This is a genomic window from Mesorhizobium sp. M0938 (assembly GCF_040319125.1).
In the GTDB taxonomy this organism is placed as follows: domain Bacteria; phylum Pseudomonadota; class Alphaproteobacteria; order Rhizobiales; family Rhizobiaceae; genus Mesorhizobium; species Mesorhizobium robiniae.
In genome coordinates this window covers 352,195-375,068 of record NZ_JAMYNS010000001.1, presented here as the reverse complement: position 1 = coordinate 375,068, position 22,874 = coordinate 352,195, and the positions used below count along the sequence as shown (strand labels likewise).

Annotated in this window: 19 protein-coding genes; 11 read left to right on the top strand and 8 right to left on the bottom strand. The window is 63.5% G+C overall.

Annotated features, from left to right (window positions below; genetic code table 11):
- Positions 1-63 precede the first annotated feature (63 nt).
- From NKH73_RS01805 to NKH73_RS01785, 5 genes are all read left to right on the top strand, one after another.
- A complete protein-coding gene (locus tag NKH73_RS01805; RefSeq protein WP_352927197.1) occupies positions 64-1,368 on the top strand; it encodes an ABC transporter substrate-binding protein in 1,305 nt (434 codons plus the stop codon).
- A 231-nt stretch (positions 1,369-1,599) separates the two neighbouring features.
- Entirely contained in the window at positions 1,600-2,481 is an 882-nt protein-coding gene (locus tag NKH73_RS01800; protein ID WP_352927194.1) for a branched-chain amino acid ABC transporter permease, read from the top strand.
- A complete protein-coding gene (locus NKH73_RS01795; RefSeq protein WP_352927191.1) occupies positions 2,478-3,440 on the top strand; it encodes a branched-chain amino acid ABC transporter permease in 963 nt (320 codons plus the stop codon). Before NKH73_RS01800 ends, NKH73_RS01795 begins: the two co-directional genes overlap by 4 nt.
- Positions 3,437-4,165 (top strand): ABC transporter ATP-binding protein, encoded by a 729-nt coding sequence (locus tag NKH73_RS01790; RefSeq protein ID WP_352927187.1) that lies wholly within the window; start codon positions 3,437-3,439, stop codon positions 4,163-4,165. Before NKH73_RS01795 ends, NKH73_RS01790 begins: the two co-directional genes overlap by 4 nt.
- Complete coding sequence (locus NKH73_RS01785) at positions 4,158-4,877, top strand: ABC transporter ATP-binding protein (protein ID WP_352927184.1); 720 nt, start codon at positions 4,158-4,160, stop codon at positions 4,875-4,877. Before NKH73_RS01790 ends, NKH73_RS01785 begins: the two co-directional genes overlap by 8 nt.
- Here NKH73_RS01785 and NKH73_RS01780 read toward each other — a convergent pair whose 3' ends face one another.
- A complete protein-coding gene (locus NKH73_RS01780) occupies positions 4,878-6,308 on the bottom strand; it encodes a sodium:proton antiporter (RefSeq protein WP_352927181.1) in 1,431 nt (476 codons plus the stop codon).
- A 35-nt stretch (positions 6,309-6,343) separates the two neighbouring features.
- Positions 6,344-6,943, bottom strand: coding sequence for a bifunctional nicotinamidase/pyrazinamidase (pncA, locus tag NKH73_RS01775; protein WP_352927178.1), 600 nt, complete (start codon positions 6,941-6,943; stop codon positions 6,344-6,346).
- A 427-nt stretch (positions 6,944-7,370) separates the two neighbouring features.
- Between pncA and NKH73_RS01770 the strand changes: the two genes are divergently transcribed.
- The 5 genes from NKH73_RS01770 to NKH73_RS01750 are packed head-to-tail and all read left to right on the top strand — an operon-like array spanning position 7,371 to position 13,949.
- A complete protein-coding gene (locus tag NKH73_RS01770) occupies positions 7,371-8,234 on the top strand; it encodes an FAD binding domain-containing protein (protein WP_352927175.1) in 864 nt (287 codons plus the stop codon).
- Positions 8,231-11,026, top strand: coding sequence for a molybdopterin-dependent oxidoreductase (locus tag NKH73_RS01765; RefSeq protein WP_352927172.1), 2,796 nt, complete (start codon positions 8,231-8,233; stop codon positions 11,024-11,026). The genes NKH73_RS01770 and NKH73_RS01765 overlap by 4 nt, the downstream gene beginning before the upstream one ends.
- A complete protein-coding gene (locus tag NKH73_RS01760) occupies positions 11,023-12,564 on the top strand; it encodes a 6-hydroxynicotinate reductase (RefSeq protein WP_352927169.1) in 1,542 nt (513 codons plus the stop codon). The genes NKH73_RS01765 and NKH73_RS01760 overlap by 4 nt, the downstream gene beginning before the upstream one ends.
- Positions 12,564-13,445 carry a UPF0280 family protein gene (locus tag NKH73_RS01755; protein WP_352927166.1) on the top strand — a complete coding sequence of 294 codons (882 nt, stop codon included), beginning with the start codon at positions 12,564-12,566 and terminating at the stop codon, positions 13,443-13,445. Before NKH73_RS01760 ends, NKH73_RS01755 begins: the two co-directional genes overlap by 1 nt.
- A 45-nt stretch (positions 13,446-13,490) precedes the next feature.
- Positions 13,491-13,949: a MarR family winged helix-turn-helix transcriptional regulator gene (locus NKH73_RS01750; RefSeq protein ID WP_352927163.1), complete on the top strand. Its 459-nt coding sequence runs from the start codon at positions 13,491-13,493 to the stop codon at positions 13,947-13,949.
- Positions 13,950-14,020: 71 nt separating this feature from the next.
- Here the strand turns inward: NKH73_RS01750 and NKH73_RS01745 are convergent, their stop codons facing one another.
- From NKH73_RS01745 to NKH73_RS01735, 3 genes are read right to left on the bottom strand one after another with little or no spacing between them, the layout of a single operon-like run.
- Positions 14,021-14,989: a substrate-binding domain-containing protein gene (locus NKH73_RS01745; RefSeq protein ID WP_352927160.1), complete on the bottom strand. Its 969-nt coding sequence runs from the start codon at positions 14,987-14,989 to the stop codon at positions 14,021-14,023.
- Complete coding sequence (locus tag NKH73_RS01740) at positions 14,986-16,302, bottom strand: ABC transporter permease (RefSeq protein ID WP_352927157.1); 1,317 nt, start codon at positions 16,300-16,302, stop codon at positions 14,986-14,988. Before NKH73_RS01740 ends, NKH73_RS01745 begins: the two co-directional genes overlap by 4 nt.
- On the bottom strand, positions 16,299-17,798 hold the full coding sequence (locus NKH73_RS01735; RefSeq protein WP_502893905.1) for a sugar ABC transporter ATP-binding protein: 1,500 nt from the start codon (positions 17,796-17,798) through the stop codon (positions 16,299-16,301). The genes NKH73_RS01740 and NKH73_RS01735 overlap by 4 nt, the downstream gene beginning before the upstream one ends.
- 307 nt (positions 17,799-18,105) lie before the next feature.
- Between NKH73_RS01735 and NKH73_RS01730 the strand changes: the two genes are divergently transcribed.
- Positions 18,106-19,137, top strand: a complete 1,032-nt coding sequence (locus tag NKH73_RS01730) for a LacI family DNA-binding transcriptional regulator (RefSeq protein ID WP_352927151.1) — start codon at positions 18,106-18,108, stop codon at positions 19,135-19,137.
- A gap of 27 nt (positions 19,138-19,164) precedes the next feature.
- On the opposite strand, the gene NKH73_RS01725 is transcribed toward NKH73_RS01730, so the two are convergent.
- The 3 genes from NKH73_RS01725 to NKH73_RS01715 form a co-directional block, all read right to left on the bottom strand.
- On the bottom strand, positions 19,165-20,166 hold the full coding sequence (locus NKH73_RS01725; RefSeq protein WP_352927148.1) for an LLM class flavin-dependent oxidoreductase: 1,002 nt from the start codon (positions 20,164-20,166) through the stop codon (positions 19,165-19,167).
- Between the two features lie 153 nt (positions 20,167-20,319).
- Positions 20,320-21,483 (bottom strand): AI-2E family transporter, encoded by a 1,164-nt coding sequence (locus NKH73_RS01720; protein ID WP_352927145.1) that lies wholly within the window; start codon positions 21,481-21,483, stop codon positions 20,320-20,322.
- Positions 21,484-21,635: 152 nt separating this feature from the next.
- A complete protein-coding gene (locus NKH73_RS01715) occupies positions 21,636-22,697 on the bottom strand; it encodes an LLM class flavin-dependent oxidoreductase (RefSeq protein ID WP_352927670.1) in 1,062 nt (353 codons plus the stop codon).
- Positions 22,698-22,874: the final 177 nt, after the last annotated feature.

Sequence of the window (22,874 nt, the reverse complement as noted above, 5' to 3'; positions counted from 1 at the left end):
CATCGGGAGCGGCCTGCCTCGCTACAGCCGTTGGTCAAAACTCAAAAAACAAGGGGAACTGCCGTGACTGACAAGAATGGGTTTTTCGATCTCTCCAAGACCGGTTTCAGCCGCCGCACGGCGCTGAAGGGATTGGCCGCGGGCGCCGGACTTGCCGTCGCCCCTGGGTTCGTGCGCTACAGCCAGGCACAAAGCTCGGCGCCGATAAAGATCGGCTTCCAGTCCCACCGCACCGGCATCGGCGCCGCCTATGGCCGCTGGTATGAAAAGACCACCGCCGCGGCGGTCAAGGCGATCAACGATGCCGGCGGCATCAACGGCCGGCCGGTCGAGGTGATCATCGAGGATGACGGCACCGATCCCGGCCGCGGCGCCGAAGTGGTCGGCAAGTTCGCCACCCAGCACAAGACCGACATCGTCTTCGGCACGCTGTTTTCACATGTCGTCATCGGCTCGGCGCCTGCCGCCGGCGAAGCCAAGATGCCGTATTTTGTCGTCAGCGAAGGCCATCACGTCGCCTCGACCAAGCTCAACCGCTACGTCTTCCAGCCCGGCATCACCGACGTGAAGAGCCAGATCCAGTCTATGGCGCCTTGGATCGCGGCGAACGCCGGCAAGAAGGTGACGCAGATCTTTCCCGATTTCGCCTTCGGCTACGACCACCGCGACTACCTGCCGCCGGCACTGAAGGCGCAAGGTGCTGAGGTCATCGCCCAGATCGCCATCCCGCCGACGGAATCGTCCTTCACCAAATATTTTCCGCAGATCCCGGCCGAAACCGAGGTGATCTACCACGTCATGGTCGGCCCTGCGGTGCTCACCTTCGTCAAGGAACTCGGCGAATTCTACGGCTCCAACCGGCCGCAGCTGTTCGGCTTCATCGATTCGCTCGAAGCCACCGACATCAACAGCCCAGGCCTCGAATTCCTCGACGGCAGCCATTTCTGGGAAGGCTCGCCGCGCTACGCGCAGCCTGACGATTCCGCCGCGCAGAAGGCCTATCGCGCCGCTGTCGGCATCGACGACAATGGCGCCGCCGTCGGCGATCCCAAGGACGTCTCCACCGCCGCGCACATGTTCGGCTGCTGGGAAACGCTCTATGTCGTCAAGAAGGCGATGGAGGATGCCGGCTACAAGGGCCCGCAAGACCGCACCAAGCTGGTCGAGGCAACCGAGGCCTTGACTGAGTTCGCCGAGGGCCCCGAGCATCCGCAGGGACCAAAAACCTTCAACGGCAAGATCCATCAGTGTTTTGGTATCCAGAACATCTCCAAGGTCGAAGGTGGCCGGCTGAATGTCGTCCACAAGACCAAGATCGAGGACGGCCTCTACGAGCCGGAAGGGGATTACACGACGCAGGCGCTGTGAGCTTGGTTCTGTAAGCAAGTGCCCTACGGCCTACCCCCCTCTGGCCTGCCGGCCATCTCCCCCTCAAGGGGGGAGATCGGCTGTTGCAACCGCCTTCGCCAATTGTGGAGGTCGGTAGGTGGGCGCTTTCGTAGGAACTGCCAATCTCCCCCCTTGAGGGGGAGATGCCAAGTTTTGACAAAGAGGGCAGGACAGAGGGGGGTGCTTCGCGCATCCGCTGGTGCTTAGCCGATGCATTTCGGACCTCATCTCCTCCTCGCCGCCCTCGAAGGCCTTGTCACCTCCGCCGTGCTGGCGCTGACGGCGCTTGGCCTTTCGCTGGTGTTCGGCGTCATGCGCGTCGTCAATGTCGCCCATGGCGAGTTCTTCATGCTGGGCGCGGTGCTTGCCTGGGCGATCTCTACGGCCATATCAGGCCATCCGGCGCTCGGCTTCGTGACCGCGCTGGTGCTGGCGCCGCTGACCGTCGGCCTGATCGCACTCGTCGCCGAACGGCTGGTGCTGCGCCGGCTGAATTACAATCCGGAAGCCACCATCGTCGCCACCATCGGCATGCTCTACATCATCCAGCAACTGGCGCTGACCTTCTATGGTCCGGAGGCACGGCCGGTGGAGCCGCCCTTCAGCTACCGCATCCTTCTGCCGTGGTTCGGCTATTCCGGCTACAAGCTTTCGATCATCGCCGCATCGGCGCTTTTGCTAGTCGCGACGTGGTTCGTGCTGACACGCACGAAAATCGGCCTCGTCATGCGCGCCACGCAATATGACAGCGAGACGGCGCAGGCCTTCGGCATCCCGGTCGACCGCGTCTATGCCGGCGTCTTCGCGCTCGGCGCCATGCTGGCGGCGGTGGCCGCGGTGCTGATCGTGCCGATCAGCCAGGCGCATTATCTGATGGGGCAGGACCCGCTGCTCCTGTCCTTCATCGTCGTCATCATCGGCGGGCTCGGCTCGCTCCGCGGCACGGTCGTCGCGGCCGTGCTGATCGGCCTGTCGGACGGCATCATCTCGGTGTTCTTCTCGCCGACGCTAGCCAAGATCATCGCCACGCTGCTGGTTGCCATGGTGCTGGTGTTCCGACCGCAAGGCCTGTTCGGGATGGCATCGCGATGAAGGAGGCTTCACCGGCAAAAGCCTACGCGCTGCATCTGGGCGTCATCGTCCTGCTGTTCGCCCTAAGCTTCGTCCTCCCCGAGTATCACCACGGACTGCTCGCCCGCATCATGGTGCTGGCGGTCTTCGCCATGGGCTACAACATGCTGTTCGGTTATGTCGGGCTGCTCAGCCTCGGCCACGCCATGTTCTTTTCGGCCGGGCTCTATGGTGCAGGCCTTGCCGTCATCCATCTCGGCTGGAACGTGCCGGCCGCCTTCGCCGCCGGCCTTGTCTGCGGCGCGGCTCTTGCGCTCATCATCGGTGTGCTGGCGCTGCGCACTTCTGGCGTCGCCTTCATGATCGTCACCATGATGTTCGCGCAGGTGTTCTACCTCATAATCCTCTATCTCGCAGCCTGGACCGGCGGCGATCAGGGCCTGGTGGTGCCGCAGTCGGCGCGTGTGCTTGTCTTGGGCGACACGTCGCTCGGCCTCACCAATCCAACCGTGCGCTATATGAGCGCGCTGGTCCTGTTCTCGATCGTGCTGCTGGTGACGCTCGTTGTCGTCCGCTCGAGGTATGGCCGTGTGCTGGTCGCCATCCGCGAGAACGAGGAGCGGACCAAAATGCTCGGCTACGACACGTTTTCCAACAAGCTCGTCGCGGTTGTCGTCTCCGGCACAATCTGTGCGGCTTCGGGTGCCGCCTACGCGCTGCTGTTCGGTTATGTCGGCTCGACTTTCGCCTCGGTGCAGTATTCCATTCTGCCTCTGCTCTGGGTCCTGCTTGGCGGTGCTGCGACCACGCTCGGTCCGCTGATCGGCACGCTGTTCATGTACTATGTCGTCGACATCACCAGTGGCTATACCTCCGCCTATCTGCTGATCGTCGGCATTGCCCTCATCCTGCTGGTGCTGTTTTTCCCCAAAGGTATTCTCGGCACCATTCGCCAGCGCTGGCTCGGATGGCTGCCATGACGCCGTTGCTGACGACCAAGGGCCTGTCCCGCAATTTCGGCGGCCTGCGCGCCGTCGACGGTGTCGACTTCGCCCTCATGCCGGGCGAGATCCGCGCCGTCATCGGCCCCAACGGCGCCGGCAAGACCACCTTCGTCAGCCTGGTCAGCGGCCGCATCCAGCCGTCCTCGGGCATGATCGTCTTCGACGGCGCCGATATCACCAATCTGCCAGCCTACGCCAGGGTCCGCCTTGGCATCGCCTACACCTTCCAGATCACCAGCGTCTTTGCCAATCTCTCCGCCTATGACAACGTCGCGCTGCCGGTGCAGCGCACGCTGACCGATGGCCGCTCGAAAGGCGCCGTTCATGCCGGCGTCATGGCGGCGCTGGAGCGCACCGGTCTTGCCGACCGCGCCCACATGCCGGCCGGGCAATTGTCCTATGGCCATCAGCGCCTGCTCGAAGTGGCGATGGGGCTGGCGCTGAAACCGCGCCTGCTGATCCTCGACGAGCCGACGCAGGGGCTGGCCGATAGCGAGATCGACAATTTCATCGGGCTGGTGCGCGAGATCGCCAAAAGCGCAACCGTGCTTCTGATCGAACACAACATGCCTGTTGTCATGCAGCTGGCCGACCGCATCACCGTCTTCAATGCCGGCAAGATCCTGGCTGAAGACACGCCCGAGCAGGTCCGCGCCAATGCCGAGGTGCAGGACGCCTATTTGGGGACGACCCATGGCTGAAACACGGTCTGAAGCACTGACCATCTCCGGGCTCGACTGCTTCTACGGCGAGGTCCAGGTGCTCTATGGCCTCGACCTCGTGCTGAACAAGGGCGAGGTGCTTTGCCTGTTCGGCCGCAACGGCGCCGGCAAGACGACGACGCTGAAGGCGATCATGGGCCTCGTTCCCTCACGCGCCGGCTCGATCAGGCTCGAAGGGCGGGAATTGACCGGCCTGCCGGCGCACGACGTGCCGAAGGCCGGCGTCGCCTATGTGCCGCAGGGCCGGCGGCTGTTCGCCGAGATGACGGTGGCGGAAAACATCGAGATCGGCCTGATGGCGCGCGGCAAGGGCAAGACGACGCGCGAAAACGTGCTCGACCTCTTCCCGCTGCTGCGCCAGCGGCTGAGACAACGCTCCGGCACGCTGTCGGGCGGCGAGCAGCAGATGCTGGCCATGGCGCGTGCACTGTGCCTCGAACCGCAGGTGCTGCTGCTCGACGAGCCGACCGAAGGGTTGATGCCGTCGATGATCGCAAAAATCCGCGATACGGTGTCGAAGCTGCGCGACCTTGGTGTCTCGACGATCCTGGTCGAGCAGCGGGTCGATGCCGTGCTGTCCGTCGCCGACCGGGTCTCGTTCATCGAGAACGGCCGCAACCGCGAGACCGTCGATGTCGAGGAATTGCGCGCCGACCCATCGGCGGCGCGCCGTTATGTCGGAGTAGGGTAATCACCCGAAGAACAAAAAGCCGGCAAGCAAAAATATTGGAATCAGCACCGCGCCCGACCACGCCATGTAGCCGAAGAAGCCCGGCATCTTGACGCCGCGATGTCTGGCAATGGCGTAAACCATGAAGTTCGGTGCGTTGCCGATATAGGTGTTGGCGCCCATGAACACCGCGCCGGCCGAGATCGCCGCCAGCGTCGATGCGAAGGTGGTCATCAGATGCTGCGGGTCGCCGCCGGCGAGCTCGAAGAACACCAGATATGTCGGCGCATTGTCGAGGAAGGATGACAGCGCTCCGGTCATCCAGAAATAGGCAAGGTCGTTAGGCTCGCCCGTGGGCGAGCTGACAAGCGAGACCAGCGGCGCCAGCGCGCCGTCGGGGCCGGCCCTGAGAATGGCGATGACCGGCACGATGCAGATGAAGATGCCGGCGAACAGTTTCGCCACTTCGGCGATTGGCTCCCAGTGGAAGTTGTTCGCCTGCCTGTGGCTCTTGTGCGAGACGCCGAGCGAAAGGAAGGCAAGCGCCAGGATGATGGCGTCGCGCACGAGGTTCTGCAATTCAAGGCTCACGCCCTGGACCGAGAAAGCCACGCCCGGCTTCCAGGTCGCGGAAAGCAGGATCGCGCCGATCACCCCGGCCAGCAGCGGGACGTTGGCCAGGCCTCGGATGCGCACCTTCGCATCAGGTGTCGGATCCTTGATCTTCGGCGCACCAGCCTCGCGGCGATGCAGGATGACGTCCAAAGCCAGGAAGACAGCCAGCACCAGGCCGCCGACGAACAGTGTCTCCTGATAGAGATTGGTGGTGGTCCAGAAGAAATCGACGCCGCGCAGGAAGCCGACGAACAGCGGCGGATCGCCGAGCGGCGTCAGCGAGCCGCCAATGTTGGACACCAGGAAAATGAAAAAGATGACGACATGGGCGTTGAACGGCCGGTTATCGTTGGCGCGCAGGATCGGCCGGATCAGGATCATCGAAGCGCCGGTCGTCCCGATGACCGAGGCGAGCATCGCCCCGACCAGCAGCAGTCCGGCATTCACCAGCGGCGTGCCATGGATGTTACCGGCAACGAGGATGCCGCCCGAAATGGTGAACAGCGCGAACAGAAGAACGATGAACGACATGTATTCGGTGAGCAGCGCATGCAGCACCGCCTCCGTGGCCGAAGACATGCCGAACGCCATCGCCAGCGGCGCGACCGCAAGCGCCGCCCAGAAGATGGTGATCTTGCCGTAGTGATGCTCCCAGACGTGGGGGAAGAGCAATGGTCCGGTGGCGATCGACAGGAGCAGGCCGGCAAAGGGCAGCGCCCACCATAGCGACATTGTTTCGCCCGGCAGCTCGTGGGCCTCGGCTGCCAGCGCCAGTCCCGGAAACAGGGTTGCGACTGCCACCACGGCGCCCGCCGTCAAAGCCGCCGCAAAACGCATAAAGCCCCCTCTGGAATTGTGTCGGGTGCGATTGTTCAAGCCAGCGTCACGCCGGCATCGCGCATCCGGTTCAGCATCGTCTCGACGGAGCCGTTGAGATCGATGCCGCGGCAGGCGTCGAGTCGCACTGTTGTGTGGAAGCCCTGCTTGACCGCATCCAGAGCCGAAAAGGCGACACAGAAATCGGTCGCGAGACCAACCAGGGTCAGCGTGTCGATGCCGCGCTCCCTGAGATGGCCGGCAAGACCGGTCGGCGTCGTATGGTCGTTCTCGAAGAAGGCCGAATAGCTGTCGATCTCTGGACGAAAGCCCTTGCGGATCACCAGTTCGGCCTTGGTCCAGGCAAGACCCGAATGGAAATCAGAACCCAGGCTGCCCTGGATGCAGTGGTCGGGCCACAGCGTCTGCGGGCCGTAAGGCATGTCTATCGTTTCGAACGGCTGCTTGCCGGGATGACTGGAGGCAAAGCTCGAATGGCCGGCGGGATGCCAGTCCTGCGTTAGCACGACATGTTCGGTCCGCCGGATCAGGTCGTTGACCAGCGGCACGATTTCGTCGCCGCCGGCCACCGCCAGCGCGCCGCCTGGGCAGAAATCATTCTGCAGATCGATGATAACAAGCGCTTCGTCGGCCATGGAGCCTCCCTCTTGTCTGTCCCGGAGGCATGACCCGAACCGGAAGTCTGCCGAGACGTGGAATCCGTGTTCGAACCCAGGCTCCACCGAAAAATGCCGCTGACGCGGCCGGATGCAGAAACTTGACCAGATGGCTGGCTGCGTCAACCTCTACAGCGCTGCGCGTCTTTTGGACGCGCAAAGGACGCTGTAGCATTTTGAGTTTGCGCATGATCCTTTCTGAAAATCGGTTCCGATTTTCAGGGTCATGCGCGGGCATAACAAATACGTGCCGCCCGCGCCGATGCGGATAGCGGCTTGAAACTCTGGCTTTGACAATTCCTGCCGGCTTGATATCATTTGCATACGAATGAATTTTGACCGGTCCGGATGCCGGTAGGATCCGTCGGGAGCCCCTTTCAGGAGGTCCCTTTTTGGAAGGCAAAGCGTGATCCGTTACGCGAAACCCACCACGGTCGACGAAGCGCTCGCTTTGCTGGGCGAGGCGCCGTGGCGCATCCTTGCCGGCGGCACCGATTTCTACCCGGCACAAAGAGCTAGGCCTTTCCGCGAAAATGTCCTCGACATCAACGGTCTGGCGACGCTGCGCGGTATCGCCCAGAACGAGGAACATTGGGTTATCGGTGCGCGCACGACCTGGACCGATCTTGTTCGTCATCCGCTGCCGGCGGCTTTCGACGCGCTGAAGCAGGCGGCGCGGGAAGTCGGCTCCGTGCAGATACAGAACGTCGCCTCCATCGCCGGCAATCTCTGCAACGCCTCCCCGGCCGCCGACGGCGTGCCGGCACTGCTCGTTCTCGACGCCGAGGTCGAACTGCGCTCGGCAGCGATGGCCCGCCATCTGCCGCTGGAAGAATTCATCGTGGGAAACCGCCGCACGGAGTTGCAGCCGGGCGAAATGGTCACCGCCATCCGCGTGCCGAAAGACGCGGCCACCGGCACGTCGGCTTTCGTAAAACTCGGCGCACGTCGCTATCTCGTCATTTCCATCGCCATGGCCGCGGCCCGCCTGACCATTGAGGACGGCATCGTCGGCAATGCTGCCGTCGCCGTCGGCTCCTGTTCGGCGGTCGCCAAACGTCTCCAGGGCGTCGAAGCAGCCTTGCGCGGCCTCCCGCTCGGCCATTCTCTCGCCGCCGCGATCCAGTCCGCACCGATGGACGAGTTGTCGCCGATCGGCGATGTGCGCGGCAGTGCCGAATACCGGCTGGACGCCGCGCGCGAGATCGTCGCCCGCGCCGTGCTCGGCGCCACGGGTCACACGTCGGACAACGAGGTGGTGGCGGCATGAGCAAAGCTCAGCCTGGCATGACCGAAGCTCGGCCTGGCATGAGCATGGAGCGCGCCGACATCGCCTTCGAGGTCAACGGCGCCGCCGTTTCCGTCTGCGTGCCGCCGGTTCGCCGCCTCTCCTCGGTGCTGCGCGACGAATTGCGCCTGACCGGCACCAAGATCGGCTGCGACGCCGGCGACTGCGGCGCCTGCACGGTGCTTGTCGACGGCGAACCCGTCTGCGCCTGCCTCATGTCTGTGGCGTCTGCCGCTGGCGCTGTGGTGACCACCGTCGAAGGGCTCTGCAACGGCAGATTGTCGGCGCTGCAGGCCTCGTTCCTCGACCATGGGGCGGCGCAATGCGGCATCTGCACACCCGGCCTGCTAATCGCGGCAACCGCGCTGCTGGACCGCAAACCCTGTCCAACCGAGGCTGAAACGCAGGATGCGCTGGGCGGCATCCTCTGCCGCTGCACGGGCTACCGGAAGATCGTCGCGGCGGTGATGGATGCGTCGCGCCATGCCGACGGCCTCGACCATCGCATGCCGCAGTCCGGCCACGCCGTCGGTTCGTCCCCGATCAGGCTCGACGGCCTGCCGAAAGTCACCGGCGGCGAAAAATTCGGCGGGGATTCCTTTCCGGACGACGCGCTGGCGGTGCTGGTGGTCCGCTCGCCGCATTATCACGCTCGCTTCGTCTTCGGCGATCTCGACGCCTGGGTGAAAATCCATCCCGGCATTGTCGGCGTCTTCACCGCTGAGGACATCCCGGGAAAGAACAACTTCGGCGTCATTGCACCTTTCGCCGACCAGCCGGCGTTGGCCGAAGGTTTTTCGCGCTTTCGCGGCGAGGCGGTGGCGCTGGTTGCCGGCGAGCGCGAGGCGATCCTCGACCTCGATCTTTCGGATTTCCCTGTTCGTTGGACCGAGTTGCCGCACCTTTTGCAGTCCTGCGAGGCGCAGGCCAATGGCGCGCAGCTGATCCACGAGAACCGGCCGGCAAACCTGCTCACCCAAGGCTTTGTCGAGCGCGGTGACCCCGACGCCGCCCTTACCGGGGCTGCCTTCACTGTTTCCGGCGCCATAGACACTTCCTATGTCGAGCACGCCTATATCGAACCGGAAGCCGGCTATGCTTACATGGATGGCGACACGCTCGTCGTCGTCGCCTGCACGCAGGCGCCCTACATGGATCGCGACGACGTGGCAAAGGTGCTTGGCCTTGCCGTCGACAAGGTGCGTATCGTGCCGACCGCCACCGGCGGCGGCTTCGGCTCCAAGCTCGACGTTTCGTTGCAGCCGCTGATCGGTCTGGTCGCGATGAAAACCGGGCGGCCGGCGGCACTCGCCTATACCCGCAATGAATCGATGATCTCGACCACCAAGCGTCATCCCGCCGAGATGAAGGCGACGATCGGCGCCGATGCCGATGGCCGCGTCACCGGTATGGTCTTTGCAGGCGATTTCAACACCGGCGCTTACGCAAGCTGGGGACCGACCGTCGCCAACCGCGTGCCGGTGCACGCCTCCGGTCCCTATGCCACGCCGAATTATCGTGCGGAGGGCCGCGCGATCCACACAAATGGGCCGATCTCCGGCGCCTTCCGCGGTTTCGGCGTACCGCAGGCGACGATCATGCAGGAAACACTCTATGACGAGCTGGCGGAAAAGCTTGGGCGGGACAGGCTCGATTTTCGGTTGAAAAACTGTCTTCGTAACGGGTCCGAAACGGTTACTGGTCAGAGATTGGAAGCGGGTGTCGGCATCGCCGACTGTCTCGAAGCATTGCGGCCGCATTGGACGCGCGCGCTTGTCGATGCGGATGTCTTCAATACTGCCAATGACAGCAGGAAACGCGGCGTCGGGGTCGCCTCCTGCTGGTACGGCTGCGGCAACACCTCGCTGCCAAATCCGTCGACCATCAGGGTTGGCATCTCCGGCTCTGGCGATGTCGTCCTGCATCAGGGCGCCGTCGATATCGGGCAGGGCTCGAACACGGTCATTGCCCAGATCTGCGCCGACGCGCTTGGCCTGCCGCTCGAAAAATTCACGCTGAAAAGCGCCGACACCGCGATCACGCCCGATGCCGGCAAGACGTCCGCTTCGCGCCAGACCTTCGTCACCGGCAAGGCCGCCGAAAAGGCCGGCCGAGCCTTGCGCGAAGCAATCTTGCGCTTTGCCAATGTGTCGGAGAAGGCGGCGATCGCTCTGGATGGCACAAGCCTGATCATCCGCGAGGGCGAAGCGACACGGCATATCAATCTGTCCACACCGAAGGCCGACGCCGACGGTTTCGTCTTCCGCGCCGAAGAGAGCTACGACCCGCCGACGCTGCCACTGGACGCCAAGGGCCAAGGCAAGCCCTATGCCGTTTATGGCTACGGCGCGCAGATCGCTGAACTGGAAGTCGACCTCAAGCTCGGCACGGTGAAGCTGATCAAGATCACCGCCGCGCACGATGTCGGCAAGGCGATCAATCCTCTGCTCGCCGAAGGTCAGATCGAGGGCGGCATCGCGCAAGGCATCGGCATGGCGCTGATGGAAGAGTACATCCCCGGCCGCACCGAAAACCTGCACGACTATTTGATCCCGACGATCGGCGACGTGCCGCCGATCGAGACCATCCTGATCGAAGTTCCGGATCCGGAAGGACCCTTTGGCGCCAAGGGTCTGGGCGAGCATGTGCTGATCCCGACTGCGCCAGCGATCCTCAATGCCATCCGCCATGCCACCGGCGTCCTGGTCACCAAAATTCCGGCGACGCCGAGCCGCATCCGTGCCGCGATCCGCGACAAGGAGGCACGCCGATGAGCGAACTCGCCGAACGCTTCGAGACGCATGATCCCGGCGAGAAGCAGGTGGCGGAAAAGATCCGCTGCGATGCCTGCCCGGTCATGTGCTACATATCAGACGGCCGCACCGGCGCCTGCGACCGCTACGGCAATGTCGGCGGCAGGATCGTGCGGATGGACCCGCTCACCATCCTCGACCATGCGGCCGAGACCGGCGCTGCGGTCGTGCCTTTTGTCGCCGAGGGTGAGGCCTGGGACGGCGAATTGGTCAACACCGGCCGCCGCTTCGTCACCGCGATCGGCGCCGGCACCACCTATCCCGACTACAAGCCGGCGCCATTCATCGTCAGCCAGCAGGTCGAAGGCGTCGATCTCGTCACCGTCGTCACCGAGGGCATCTTCTCTTACTGCGGCGTCAAGGTGAAGATCGACACAGACCGTCATATCGGCCCCGAAACGGCAACGGTCCGCGCCGCGGGCGAAGCGATCGGCCATGTGACGACAGGCGAATATGGCTCGCAGATGCTGTCGCTAGGCGGCGTGCACCATTTGACCGGCGGCTCCAAGGCGGAGGGCCGCGCCACCTGCGACGCGCTGCTTGATCTGTGCAACCGCAAGCCGGTCGAACTCACCATCGATGGCGGCGCTGTCGTCATCGTCGAAGCCGGCAAGCCGCCGGTCATCGACGGCAAGCTCGAACATCGCATGCGCGTCGGCTGCGGCTCTGCCACTATCGGCATGTTCGCCACCCAGTGGCGCGGCCTGGTCGACGAGGTAGTGGTGGTCGACGACCACATCACCGGCGTCGTCTCCGAGCATCAGGCCGGCAAGGTGCTGGGCTGGCAGGACACCGGCATAAAAATCGTTGGCCGCCGTTCGACGCCAGGCCGTTATTTCAAAGTGTCGGAGCCCGGCCTCGGCTGGGGCGGCACCAGCATTTCCGATCCGCTGTCGATCCTTGGCGAATGGAACGCGAAAAAGGGCGCGCGGCCTGGCCTGTCGCTGCTTATGGTCTCGACCACCGGCGAGCAGTTCGCCTATTACGAGCTCGACGACGAGTTGAAGCCGGTGCAAAAACCGTTCCCGGAGCGGCTGCAGAAATCCGTCGGTCTGATCGAGGACAATTGCGAGCCGGCGCTGTGCACTGTGCTGTTCGTCGGCGGTGCCGGCGGCTCGCTGCGCGCCGGTGTCACGGAGAACCCGGTCAATCTGACCCGCTCGGTGCAGGGCTTGACGACGTATGTCACAGTGGGCGGCGCGCCGGTCTATGTCTGGCCGGGCGGCGGCATCACGCTGATGGTCGATGTTATCAGCGTGCCGGAAGGTGCCTTCGGCTATGTGCCGACGCCGGCGCTGGTGGCGCCGATCGAGTTCACCCTGCGCCGCGACGACTATGTCAGGCTCGGCGGCTACGAAGCCGAGATCCGCAGCGTCGAGGATGTTCTCGCCAAGGGCGGCGAATATCTCAACCCGCGCCGCGGCACGGGCGCTCCGGCCAGCAATCCGTGGCCGCCGCTGGCGCAGTTGCGGCGTGCAGCGGGCAACGGAGCCGGGTGATGAACGGCCCGCAGGCACATTGGCTTGAGGACGGCAGGCGGCTGCATCTCAATCATGGCCCGATCGACCTGATCCTCGAGGCATTTGGCGATGCGGACGAGTGCCGCGCCGCCTACGGCCAGGCGGTGGCGCGGTTTCAAACGATCCTGCCGGAACTCGTCGACGAACTGCCGGAACTGCGCCGTCCGGCCTGCTTGCGGCCACGTGCTTTTACTGGTCGGACGGCACGCCGCATGGAAGCGGTGGTCGTTCCGCTGGCGGAACAATTCATCACGCCGATGGCTGCCGTCGCCGGTTCGGTAGCCGACGAAATGCTTGATGCGCTGCTGCCCGGGCGCCGGCTCGATCGCGCCTATGTCAATAATGGCGGCGACAGTGCGATCCATCTCGGGGGCGGCCAGTTTATGACCCTCGCCATTGCCGGGACAGGTCACGGGCTGGCGGACCGCATCACGATCCGCGCCGACGACGGGATCCGCGGCGTCGCAACCAGCGGCTGGCGCGGCCGGTCCTTTTCGCTTGGCATCGCCGACGCCGTCACCGTGCTGGCGCGAACGGGTGCTGAAGCCGACGCTGCCGCGACCCTGATCGCCAACGCCATCGACTTGCCCGGTCATCCCGCCATCGAGCGCGTGCCGGCGCGTGCCTTGGCACCCGATAGCGATCTAGGCGATCGTCTGGTCACAATTGCCGTTGGCCCGCTTTCACCTGCTGAAATCGCCACTGCACTGGACAGCGGGCTTGCTGTCGCCGATGGTTTTCGCCGAAATGGCCTGATTGCCGCCGCCGCGCTTTTCCTGGCCGGGCAAAGCCGCGTCAGCGGTTCCATGGCGCTCGTTGCGCCCAATAAAATCCTAGGGAAGGAAGTTGCCTATGCCTGAGGTTTCCGTCGGCGCAAAAGGCGTCAAGGCTTGGGACGAGCTGCTGTGAGCGAGGAAAACCTGCTCAAGCTGGTCGAGGCCGAGGAGCCTGAGGAGAACGACTATCATTTGCAGGAGCAGGTCGGCTTCATCCTGCGCAAGGCGCACCAGCGCCATGTCTCGATCTTCGCCGCGCACATCGCCGACCTGACGCCGCCGCAATTCGCCGCCCTGGCCAAGTTGCACGACGTCGGCGAGACCTCACAGAACCAGCTTGGCAGCCTGATCGCCATGGATGCGGCGACGGTGAAAGGCGTCATCGACCGGCTCAAGGCGCGAGGCCTGGTCGAGCTTTCCAAGCATGAGGTCGACAAGAGGCGCCTGCTGGTCAATCTGACCGCTGAGGGCCGCGATGCGATCGAACGCCTGATCCCGATCGCTCGCGCCATCACGCAGGAGACGCTGGCGCCGCTTTCCGCCAAGGAAGCCGCCATTTTCATGAGGCTTTTGGCCAAGCTGGCCTGAGCGGTGCCGCTTGCCTGTCGAGACGTGAATTTTCCCTGCCGGGCGATGCCCGCCCGGCAGGGAGTTTTAACTCAGAGCCCGTTGTCCTTCAGGATCTGGGCCGCATTCTCCTTGGTGATCTTCTCCGTCGGCAAGGTGATGGTCTTTTCGACCTTCTCGCCGTTCAGGAACTTGATCGCCTGCCGCAGCCCTTCTGCACCCGGCGTCACATAGGTGAAGGTCGCCGTCAGTTCGCCATTGTTGACCAGCGTCACGCCTTCATTGGGCAGGCCGTCGATGCCGATGAACTTGATGTCCTTCTCGCGCCCGACATCCTTGGCGGCAAGATAGGCGCCGTACGCCATCGGGTCGTTGTGACCATAGACGAGGTCGATCTTCTCGTTGTTGCGCAGTGCGGTGGCCATGATGTTGTAGGCCTGGTCCTGTTTCCAGTCGCCCGACTGCTGGTCGAGCAGGTACTTGATGCCCGGCTCCTTGTCGGTGAATTCATGGAAGCCGTCATGGCGGTCATGCGCCGGCTGGGTGCCCATGCCGCCCCAGATCTCGACGACATTGCCTGATGCCTTGCCCTTGCCGCCCAGAAGCTCGACGGCATATTCACCGGCAGCCCGGCCGATCAGCTTGTTGTCGCCGCCGACGAACTGTGTGTAGTCCTGGGTCTCGACATTGCGATCGAGCACGAAGACCGGGATCTTGGCGTCGACCGCCTGCTGCACGACGCCGGTCAATCCGGCTGATTCCTTCGGGGACACCAGCAGCGCATCGACCTCCTGACGGATCAGGTTCTCGACATCGGCGACCTGCTTTTCGGTCTTGTCCTCGCCGTCGGTGACGATGAGCTCGACTTCCGGATGCTTGGCGGCCTCAGCCAGAATGTCCTTGTTGAACTGGGCGCGCCAGGGCTCGATCGTCGTCACCTGCGAGAAACCGATCTTCCACTTCTTGTCCTGCGCGTAGGCGTTGCCGCTGGTCAAAAGGGCGGTCGTGGTCAGCAGCGCCGCGGTGACGGCGGCAAGCTTCAACATGTCACGTCGTTTCATTTCTTGTTTCCTCCAAGATTTAGAGACGGGGTCTCTTGTGACGGCCGCTTTGCTGCGGTCGTTTCCTTGTGCGCCGCTTTTCCACTGGGCAGACGCAGATAGAAGAGAAGATCAAAGGCATTGCGCTCCTGCACGAGCACCGTGCCGATGATGATCATCCCCTTCAGCACGAGCTGAAGGTTCGAATTGATGTTGTGCAATTGCAGGATGTTCGAGAGCAGTCCGAAGATCAGCACGCCGCAGAATGTGCCGATAAGGCTGCCGCGTCCGCCCATCAGGCTGGTGCCGCCGATGACCACTGCGGCGATGGCATCGAGCTCAAGTCCGGCGCCGGCATCCGGCTTGCCTTGCCTGTATTGCGCAACGTAAAGCACTGCCGCCACGCCGGCCAGCAGCCCTGACACCGCGTAGGTGGCGATCTTGACACGGCCGGCGGCGATGCCGGACAGCCGTGCCGCCTCTTCATTCCCGCCGATGGCGTAGACATAACGGCCGAACGGCGTGAAGCGCAGCACGGCGCCGTAGATCAGGATCGCTCCGAGAAAGAACAGGCCCGGCATCGGGATCACGCCGAACACCAGCGAGCGCAGGATCTCGAAATCGGCGGTGGCGTTCGAGCCGGTGTAGACCGGCAGCACCGCATTGTTCTGACCGGCCGTCAGCCGGGCGATGCCGAGCGCCGTCACCATCATCGCTAGCGTCACGATGAAGGGCTGCAGCCGCCCGGCAACGATGATGAAGCCGTTGAGTGCGCCGAACAGCAAGCCGACGCAAGGCGCCACCAGCAACACGCCGAGTACGCCGAATTTCGAGCCTACCTGCGGCAGCAGGAACCACAGCACGAGACTGCAGAGGATCACCCCGACAATGCCTGGTGTGACCAACCCACGAAGGCTATCCAGCCTGATATCGTGCGTGGCCTGCGCGCCGGCGCGGGATTTTTCGATGTTCAGGAAGATGAAACGGGTGACCAGGATGCCGAGGCAAAGGGCGACCACGGCAACGGTCGGCACCCCCAGCACCACCGCCGGCGTGACGCCCGGAACCGTCAGCAGCATGGCGCAGACCACGGTGCAGATCGCCATCAGCGAGCCGACGGAAAGGTCGATGCCGCCGGTGATGATTACAGCCGTCATGCCGGTGGCGATCAGGCCGGTGGTCGATACCTGGCGCAGGACGTCGAGCAGATTGCCGTAGGACAGGAAGATGTTGTTGCCCTTGGAGCTGATCGGCGAGCCCAGCACGCCGATCAGAAAGATGGCGATCAGGCCCCAATAGAGTTTCGTCCGGGACAGGATGTTCAAGATGCTCATGCTGCGGGTCTCGTTATGGTCCGGCGCGGCGCCGCAAGCCGCATGATGGCCTCCTCGCTGGCTTGCGCGCGCGAGAGGATCCCCGTCTGGCGACCATCCGCCATGACCAGGATGCGGTCGGAAAGATGCAGCAGCTCCGGCAATTCCGAGCTGATGACGGCGATAGCTAGGCCGTCTCGCGCCAGCTTGAAGATGAGATCGTATATCTCGCGCTTGGCGCCGACATCGATGCCGCGCGTCGGCTCGTCCAGCAACAGCACCCGCGGTCGCGTCGCCAGCCACTTGCCGATGACGACCTTCTGTTGGTTGCCGCCGGACAGCGTACCAGCCGGCTGCTCGATGGTGCCGCAGCGAATGCCGAGCGCCTTGACGGCGTGCCGCGCCAGGCCTTGCTCGCCGGCCAGCGAACGAAGGCCGAACCGCGCCAGCGCGCCGACCAGGGGCAGCGCGACATTGTCTGATATCGAGGCCTGAAGATGCAGGCCTTGCGTCTTGCGATCCTCTGTCACCAGGGCGATGCCGAGCCGGCGGGCGTCGCGCGGCGAACGGATTTCCACCGGCTCACCGTCGAGCCGGATTTCGCCGCCGGCGCGTCCGCCGCTGGACCCGAAGATGGTTTCCAGGATTTCGGTGCGTCCCGAGCCCAGCAGCCCGCCTATCCCGAGAATTTCGCCTTCGGCAAGATCGAAGCCGACGCCGTCGAGTGCGGTGCGCCAGCCGTGGCGGTCGGGTTTGGACAGCGACAAGCCGCTTACGGAGAGGACGACCTTGCCGCTGGGGCCGCGCTCCTCCTGGGAAGAGGCGAGCAGGCTTCGCCCGACCATCGCCGAAATGATGGTGTCTTCGTCGAGCTTTGCCATCGCCTCGGTCAGCACGTGGCGTCCATCGCGAAACACGGTGACCCGGCTGGCCAAATGCATGACCTCGTCGATGCGGTGCGAGATGTAGACGATCGCCACGCCGCTGTCGGCGAGCTGGCGGATGATCCGGAACAGCCTTTGGCATTCGGCCGGCGAAAGCGCTGATGTCGGCTCGTCCATGATCAGGATGCGCGCCGACATCGACAGCGCCTTGGCGATCTCGACCAGCTGCTGCTCGCCGACGCGCAAGCTGCCGACCCGCGCTTCCGGATTGAGCTCGATGCCGAGCCTCTGCAGCAGCGCACCGGCGGCCTGGCTGCTTGCCTTGCGATCGACCACAAGCCCGGCGATCAGCTTTTCGCGCCCGAGGAAGATGTTATCGGCAACGCTGAGCTCAGGGACGAGATTGAGTTCCTGGTGGATGATGGCGATGCCGGCGCGCTCGGCGTCGCGGACGCCGGCGAAACGGACCGGATTGGCATCGACGTTCACCGTTCCATCGTAATCCGTATAGACGCCGGAAAGAATCTTCATCAGCGTCGATTTGCCGGCGCCGTTTTCCCCCATCAGCGCATGGACCTCGCCGCGCCGCAGATCGAAGCCGACATCGACAAGGGCGGCGATGCCACCAAACATCTTGGAGATGTGCTCGGCGCTCAGAACCACAGCCGAGCGGTCGGCCTTAGCCGTGTCATCTCCGGACGTGATGGAATTGCCATGCTCCATGACAGAACGGCCTCCCTTCCGTCGTTGTCTAACGTCTCAAACGCTAATCTAAACGTTTCGATCATGTCAAGCTGATATCTGGTGAGGTCGGTGAACGAATTTCAATTCTTGCGCAGAACAGCAAGATTCCGTAGGTATTGCAGCTAGAAGGCGGTGAAACGTTTCGAAAATGATGGCGTCAGGGCGAAAAAAGCAGCGGAAGTCCACGGCGCCGACCATGCTGCACGTGGCTCAAGTGGCACGTGTTTCCGTCGCCACCGTCTCAGCGCTGATCAATGGCACCGCGACTGTCAGCCCCGAACTCAGCCAGCGCATCGAACAGGCGATCCGCGACATCGGCTACAAGCGCAACGCGATCGCCCGCAGTCTGAAAATGGGCACGACCCGCACCATCGGGCTTACCGTTCCCCACATTACCAATCCGTTCTTCACCGATGTCGTGTCGGTCATCCAGCAGGCATTCGATCGCGCCGGCTACGCGGTCATGCTGTGCTGCACGGACGAGGATCTGAACACGCAGGACGACCAGATCAGGCTGCTACTCGACCGGATGGTCGACGGGCTGATCGTCGCGCGCGTCGGCGACGGCGCGATCCTCAAGGGAATTGTCGATGCCGCCAACGTGCCGGTGGTGCTGCTCGACCGGGTCTGCGAAGGCGTCGACACCGACACCGTCGTTCTCGACAACCAGCGAGCGGTGTTCGACGCCATCACCTATCTGATTGATCTCGGCCACCGACGGATCGGCTACATCTCCGGATCGTTCGACATCTCGCCAATGCATGACCGCATGGAAGGGTATCGCGAGGCGCTGAAGGCCGCCGGCCTGCCGGTCGAGAACGAGCTCGTTCGCTACGGCAACTTCCACGAAGTCGACGGCTACAACGCGACGATGCAACTGCTTTCGCTGCACGACCGTCCGAGCGCCATCTTCTCGGCCAACAACCCGATGGTGATCGGCACAATGAAGGCGATCCGCGACATCGGGCTGTCCTGCCCCGAGGATATTTCGATTGCCTGCTTCGATGATTTTCCGTGGTCGGACGTGTTCCAGCCGCAACTGACCACGGTCGCCCAGCCGGTGCAGGCAATCGGCGAGCAGGCCGCCAATCTCCTGCTCGACCGGCTCGCAGGAAACAGGGACGCGCCACCACGCAAGCTGGCACTCAAGGGACGCCTGATGATCCGCAATTCATGCCGGCCACTGGGGGCGCCCTTGGGGGCGATCGCACAAAGCGTCAGCGCGTAACGCGCCTTCGCAGCCTCATGAAAGACCTCAGGCTGCTTCCAACAGGGATTTATGGACGTCGGCCAGAATCTCGAAGGATCGCACCCGCGCTGCGTGATCGTAAATCTGTGCCGTGACCATCAGCTCGTCGGCGCCGGTGCGTTGCACAAACGCATCGATGCCTTGCCGGACCGTTTCCGGGGCGCCGACGACGGCGCAGGACAGCGCCTGGCTAAGCATGGTTTTGGCCATCGGGTCGAGATCGCGCTCATATCCCTCGACCGGCGGCGGCAATCGGCCGGCCCGGCCGGTTCGCAGATTGACGAAGGCCTGCTGCAGCGAAGTGAACAACAGCCGCGCCTCGGCGTCGGAGGGTGCCGCAAAGACATTGAGACCGAGCATGACATAAGGTTTGTCGAGCTGTTCCGACGGCTGGAAGCGTGAGCGGTATATCTCCAGCGCGTGGTCGAGTTCGGCCGGTGCGAAATGCGAAGCGAAGGCGTAGGGCAGGCCAAGCATGGCTGCGAGCTGCGCGCCATAGAGGCTTGAGCCGAGAATCCAGATCGGCACCTTTTCGCCCTCGCCGGGCACGGCGCGGATGCGCTGACCATCTTCGGCCGGTTGGAAATAGCCCATCAGCTCGACGACATCCTGCGGGAAACTGTCGGCGCCGGCGTCGAGGTTGCGGCGCAGCGCGCGCGCCGTGCCCATGTCCGTGCCCGGCGCCCGGCCGAGGCCGAGATCGATGCGGCCTGGATGTAACGCGTTAAGCGTGCCGAACTGCTCGGCGATGACCAGCGGCGAATGGTTGGGCAGCATGATGCCGCCGGCGCCGACGCGTATCGTCCTGGTGCCGCCGGCGACATGGGCAATGACGACCGAGGTGGCGGCGCTGGCGATGCCTGGCATGTTGTGATGTTCGGCGAGCCAGTAGCGCTTATAGCCCAGCCGCTCGGCATGGCGGGCGAGATCGAGCGAATTAGCGAGTGATTGCGAAGCGTTGCTGCCTTCGACGATCGGCGACAGGTCGAGAACGGAAAGAGCGGTCATGGGCGGGATCCTGTGGACGGGAGGGATGTAGGAAGCGACCGTCACCGCCGCAAATTCAAAAAATTGAACAGGCGCCGCACGTCCAGGAGGACACGATAGGACGCTGTCCCATTTGGATCCGCGGTCCCTTCAGGACCTATTCCGGTTTCCCGATCACGCGCCCGCCGCTTTCTCGGCATCGGAAATCTCTTCGTCCTCAACCGCCGTATGCTGCGCCGCAAGGAAATTGCCGACATGGCTGAGGCCATCGAAATGATCGCAGAACACCTTGATGACGACCAGCAGCGGCACCGCCAGCAGGGCGCCGACGAAACCCCACAGCCAAGACCAGAAGGCGATGGCGATGAGGATCGCCACCGCGTTGATCTCGAGGCGGCGGCCGACCACGGTTGGCGTCACGAACTGACCTTCGATGACGTCGCACAAAATGACGAAGGCTGGCGCCAGCAGCGCGTAGGAGATCGTCTCGAAGCTGATCAGCGCGATGATCGTAACCAACGTGATCGTGATCAGCGCCCCGATATAGGGCAGGAAGTTGAGCAGAGCCGCTGCCGCGCCCCAGACCTGCGGGTTGGGCACGCCGAGGGCCCAGAGGCCGAGCCCGATGACCAATCCTAGGCATGTATTGATGACGGCGACAGTAAGCAAATAGTGCGAGATTTCACGTTCGACGTCATAGACGACGCGCAGTGCCCGCTTCTTTTCGCTGAGGCTGGGAAAGGACTGGACGATCTTCTCATAGAACATCGTGCCGGAGGCGAGCAGGAACAGCGAAAGGACGAAGACGATGGCAATGCTGGTGCCCGCCGACAGAAGATTGCCGGCGGCTTGCGATAGAATGCCGGATCGCGCCATGGCAACCCTCTGAACGCCCGGCTCCTGGGATGTCTCCGCCAGCCCCTCTATCCGACGCGAAATCTCCAGGATCCTCTCGAAAGGACGCCGCAGTTGCGCGAGTCGTTCGGTAAGTTGCTGGCCAATCGACGAGGTGTTGTTGATGAGGTCGATGACCGGGCCGCTGAGCAGATACCCTGCGATGGCGACGACGCAGAACGACAGCAGCACCAGCAATGTCGCCGACATGACATTGGGCATGCCATGCTTGTGTAGGAAGCGGACGATCGGCGTCAGCGTCAGCGCCAGCAGGAAAGCCAGAATGACCGGCATGAAGAAAGCACGGGCGAAGTAGAGCGCGTAGATCGCCATAAGGATGAAGATGCCGATGAGCAGCGAACGCATCAGATGGGTATCGGCGCGCGCCTCGGCACGCGGATCCGGGCTTTCGGCAACGCCCAAAGCGGCGGGTTCGGCTTTCATTCTGACCCTCGGGGGCACACCGCAATGGTGTAGGCCGTCGGGCAAAAACGCCTTTGTCGCTTCAAAGTTCCGTTAGCCGGCGTCGGCGCATTGACGGCAGGCGGTTACGGCCATGCCAGTGAATCAGGTGACTGGAATCAGGCAATTGGGAATCAGGCGGCTGGCGCGGCTACTGCGGGAATGGCCTTCGCCGTTTCCTTGCGCACGATCGGTGCCACCTTGGTGCCGTAGAGTTCGATGGCCTTCATGATCTTGGCGTGAGGCATGGTGCCGATCGCCATTTGCAGCAGGAAGCGATCGTTGCCGAATATCCTGTGCTGGGCAACGATCTTCTCGGCCACCTGTTCGGGATTGCCGACGAACAGCGCACCGTTCGGGCCGCGCGACTGGTCGAAATGCGCTCTCGACGTCGGACCCCAGCCGCGCTCGCGGCCTATGCGGTTCATCACCTCGGCCTGCGGTCCATAAAAATCGTCGGCCGCCTGGTCGGTGGTCTCGGCGATGAACCCGTGGACATTGAGGCTGGTGGCGAGGCTTGCCGGACCGTTGCCTGCCCGCTTGGCCGCCTCCCTGTAAATATCGAACAGCGGCGCGAACCGCGCCGGCTCGCCGCCGATGATGGCCAGCGCCAGCGGCAAGCCGAGTGCGCCGGCCCGCGCGGCGGATTGCGGCGTACCACCGATCGCGAGCCAGATCGGCAATCTGTCCTGGAAGGGGCGAGGATAGACGCCGCGATCGTTGATCGGAGCGCGCAGCCTGCCCGACCAGGTCACCTTGAGATGATCGCGAATGGCAAGCAACAGGTCGAGCTTTTCGGCAAAGAGCTCGTCATAGTCTTCGAGATCGTAGCCGAACAGCGGAAACGATTCGATGAACGAGCCGCGCCCGGCCATGATCTCGGCCCGGCCGCCGGACAAAAGGTCGAGTGTCGCAAACTGCTGGAAAACGCGAACCGGATCGTCGGAGGAAAGCACTGTGACCGCGCTGGTCAGCTTTATGCGCCTGGTGCGTTCGGCCGCCGCGGCCAGGGCGACGACCGGCGCTGAAGCGGCATAATCGGGACGGTGATGCTCGCCCAGCCCAAACACGTCGAGGCCGACCTGGTCGGCCAGCTCGATCTCCTCGATCAAATTGCGCAGCCGCTCATGCGCACCGATGGCGCCGGGACCCGGTTCCGGGCTGACGTCGGCGAAGGTGTAGAGACCGAGTTCCATCATGTGTCATCCCCGTGTTTTGTTTTTCGCGCTACAGGTAGCGACCAGTCCGCCGCGCCGCCAGAGGGCCGGATGGTGAACAGTGCATGTCCGTTTCAGCCGAATTCAGCCGAAAAGGCGTCTCCCGACTGCAACAGCTCAGAATTTCATGGCTGGCATACCGTTTTGGCGCTTGAA

What these genes read in the sequence shown, in the direction of transcription:
- NKH73_RS01730 (WP_352927151.1), top strand. Translation starts at nt 18,106, where the DNA reads ATGCTGCACGTGGCTCAAGTGGCACGTGTTTCCGTCGCCACCGTCTCA.
- NKH73_RS01785 (WP_352927184.1), top strand. Translation starts at nt 4,158, where the DNA reads ATGGCTGAAACACGGTCTGAAGCACTGACCATCTCCGGGCTCGACTGC.
- NKH73_RS01790 (WP_352927187.1), top strand. Translation starts at nt 3,437, where the DNA reads ATGACGCCGTTGCTGACGACCAAGGGCCTGTCCCGCAATTTCGGCGGC.
- pncA (WP_352927178.1), bottom strand. Translation starts at nt 6,943, where the DNA reads ATGGCCGACGAAGCGCTTGTTATCATCGATCTGCAGAATGATTTCTGC.
- NKH73_RS01765 (WP_352927172.1), top strand. Translation starts at nt 8,231, where the DNA reads ATGAGCAAAGCTCAGCCTGGCATGACCGAAGCTCGGCCTGGCATGAGC.
- NKH73_RS01715 (WP_352927670.1), bottom strand. Translation starts at nt 22,697, where the DNA reads ATGGAACTCGGTCTCTACACCTTCGCCGACGTCAGCCCGGAACCGGGT.
- NKH73_RS01795 (WP_352927191.1), top strand. Translation starts at nt 2,478, where the DNA reads ATGAAGGAGGCTTCACCGGCAAAAGCCTACGCGCTGCATCTGGGCGTC.
- NKH73_RS01800 (WP_352927194.1), top strand. Translation starts at nt 1,600, where the DNA reads ATGCATTTCGGACCTCATCTCCTCCTCGCCGCCCTCGAAGGCCTTGTC.
- NKH73_RS01740 (WP_352927157.1), bottom strand. Translation starts at nt 16,302, where the DNA reads ATGAGCATCTTGAACATCCTGTCCCGGACGAAACTCTATTGGGGCCTG.
- NKH73_RS01760 (WP_352927169.1), top strand. Translation starts at nt 11,023, where the DNA reads ATGAGCGAACTCGCCGAACGCTTCGAGACGCATGATCCCGGCGAGAAG.
- NKH73_RS01745 (WP_352927160.1), bottom strand. Translation starts at nt 14,989, where the DNA reads ATGAAACGACGTGACATGTTGAAGCTTGCCGCCGTCACCGCGGCGCTG.
- NKH73_RS01735 (WP_502893905.1), bottom strand. Translation starts at nt 17,798, where the DNA reads ATGTTTGGTGGCATCGCCGCCCTTGTCGATGTCGGCTTCGATCTGCGG.
- NKH73_RS01725 (WP_352927148.1), bottom strand. Translation starts at nt 20,166, where the DNA reads ATGACCGCTCTTTCCGTTCTCGACCTGTCGCCGATCGTCGAAGGCAGC.
- NKH73_RS01720 (WP_352927145.1), bottom strand. Translation starts at nt 21,483, where the DNA reads ATGAAAGCCGAACCCGCCGCTTTGGGCGTTGCCGAAAGCCCGGATCCG.
- NKH73_RS01755 (WP_352927166.1), top strand. Translation starts at nt 12,564, where the DNA reads ATGAACGGCCCGCAGGCACATTGGCTTGAGGACGGCAGGCGGCTGCAT.
- NKH73_RS01780 (WP_352927181.1), bottom strand. Translation starts at nt 6,308, where the DNA reads ATGCGTTTTGCGGCGGCTTTGACGGCGGGCGCCGTGGTGGCAGTCGCA.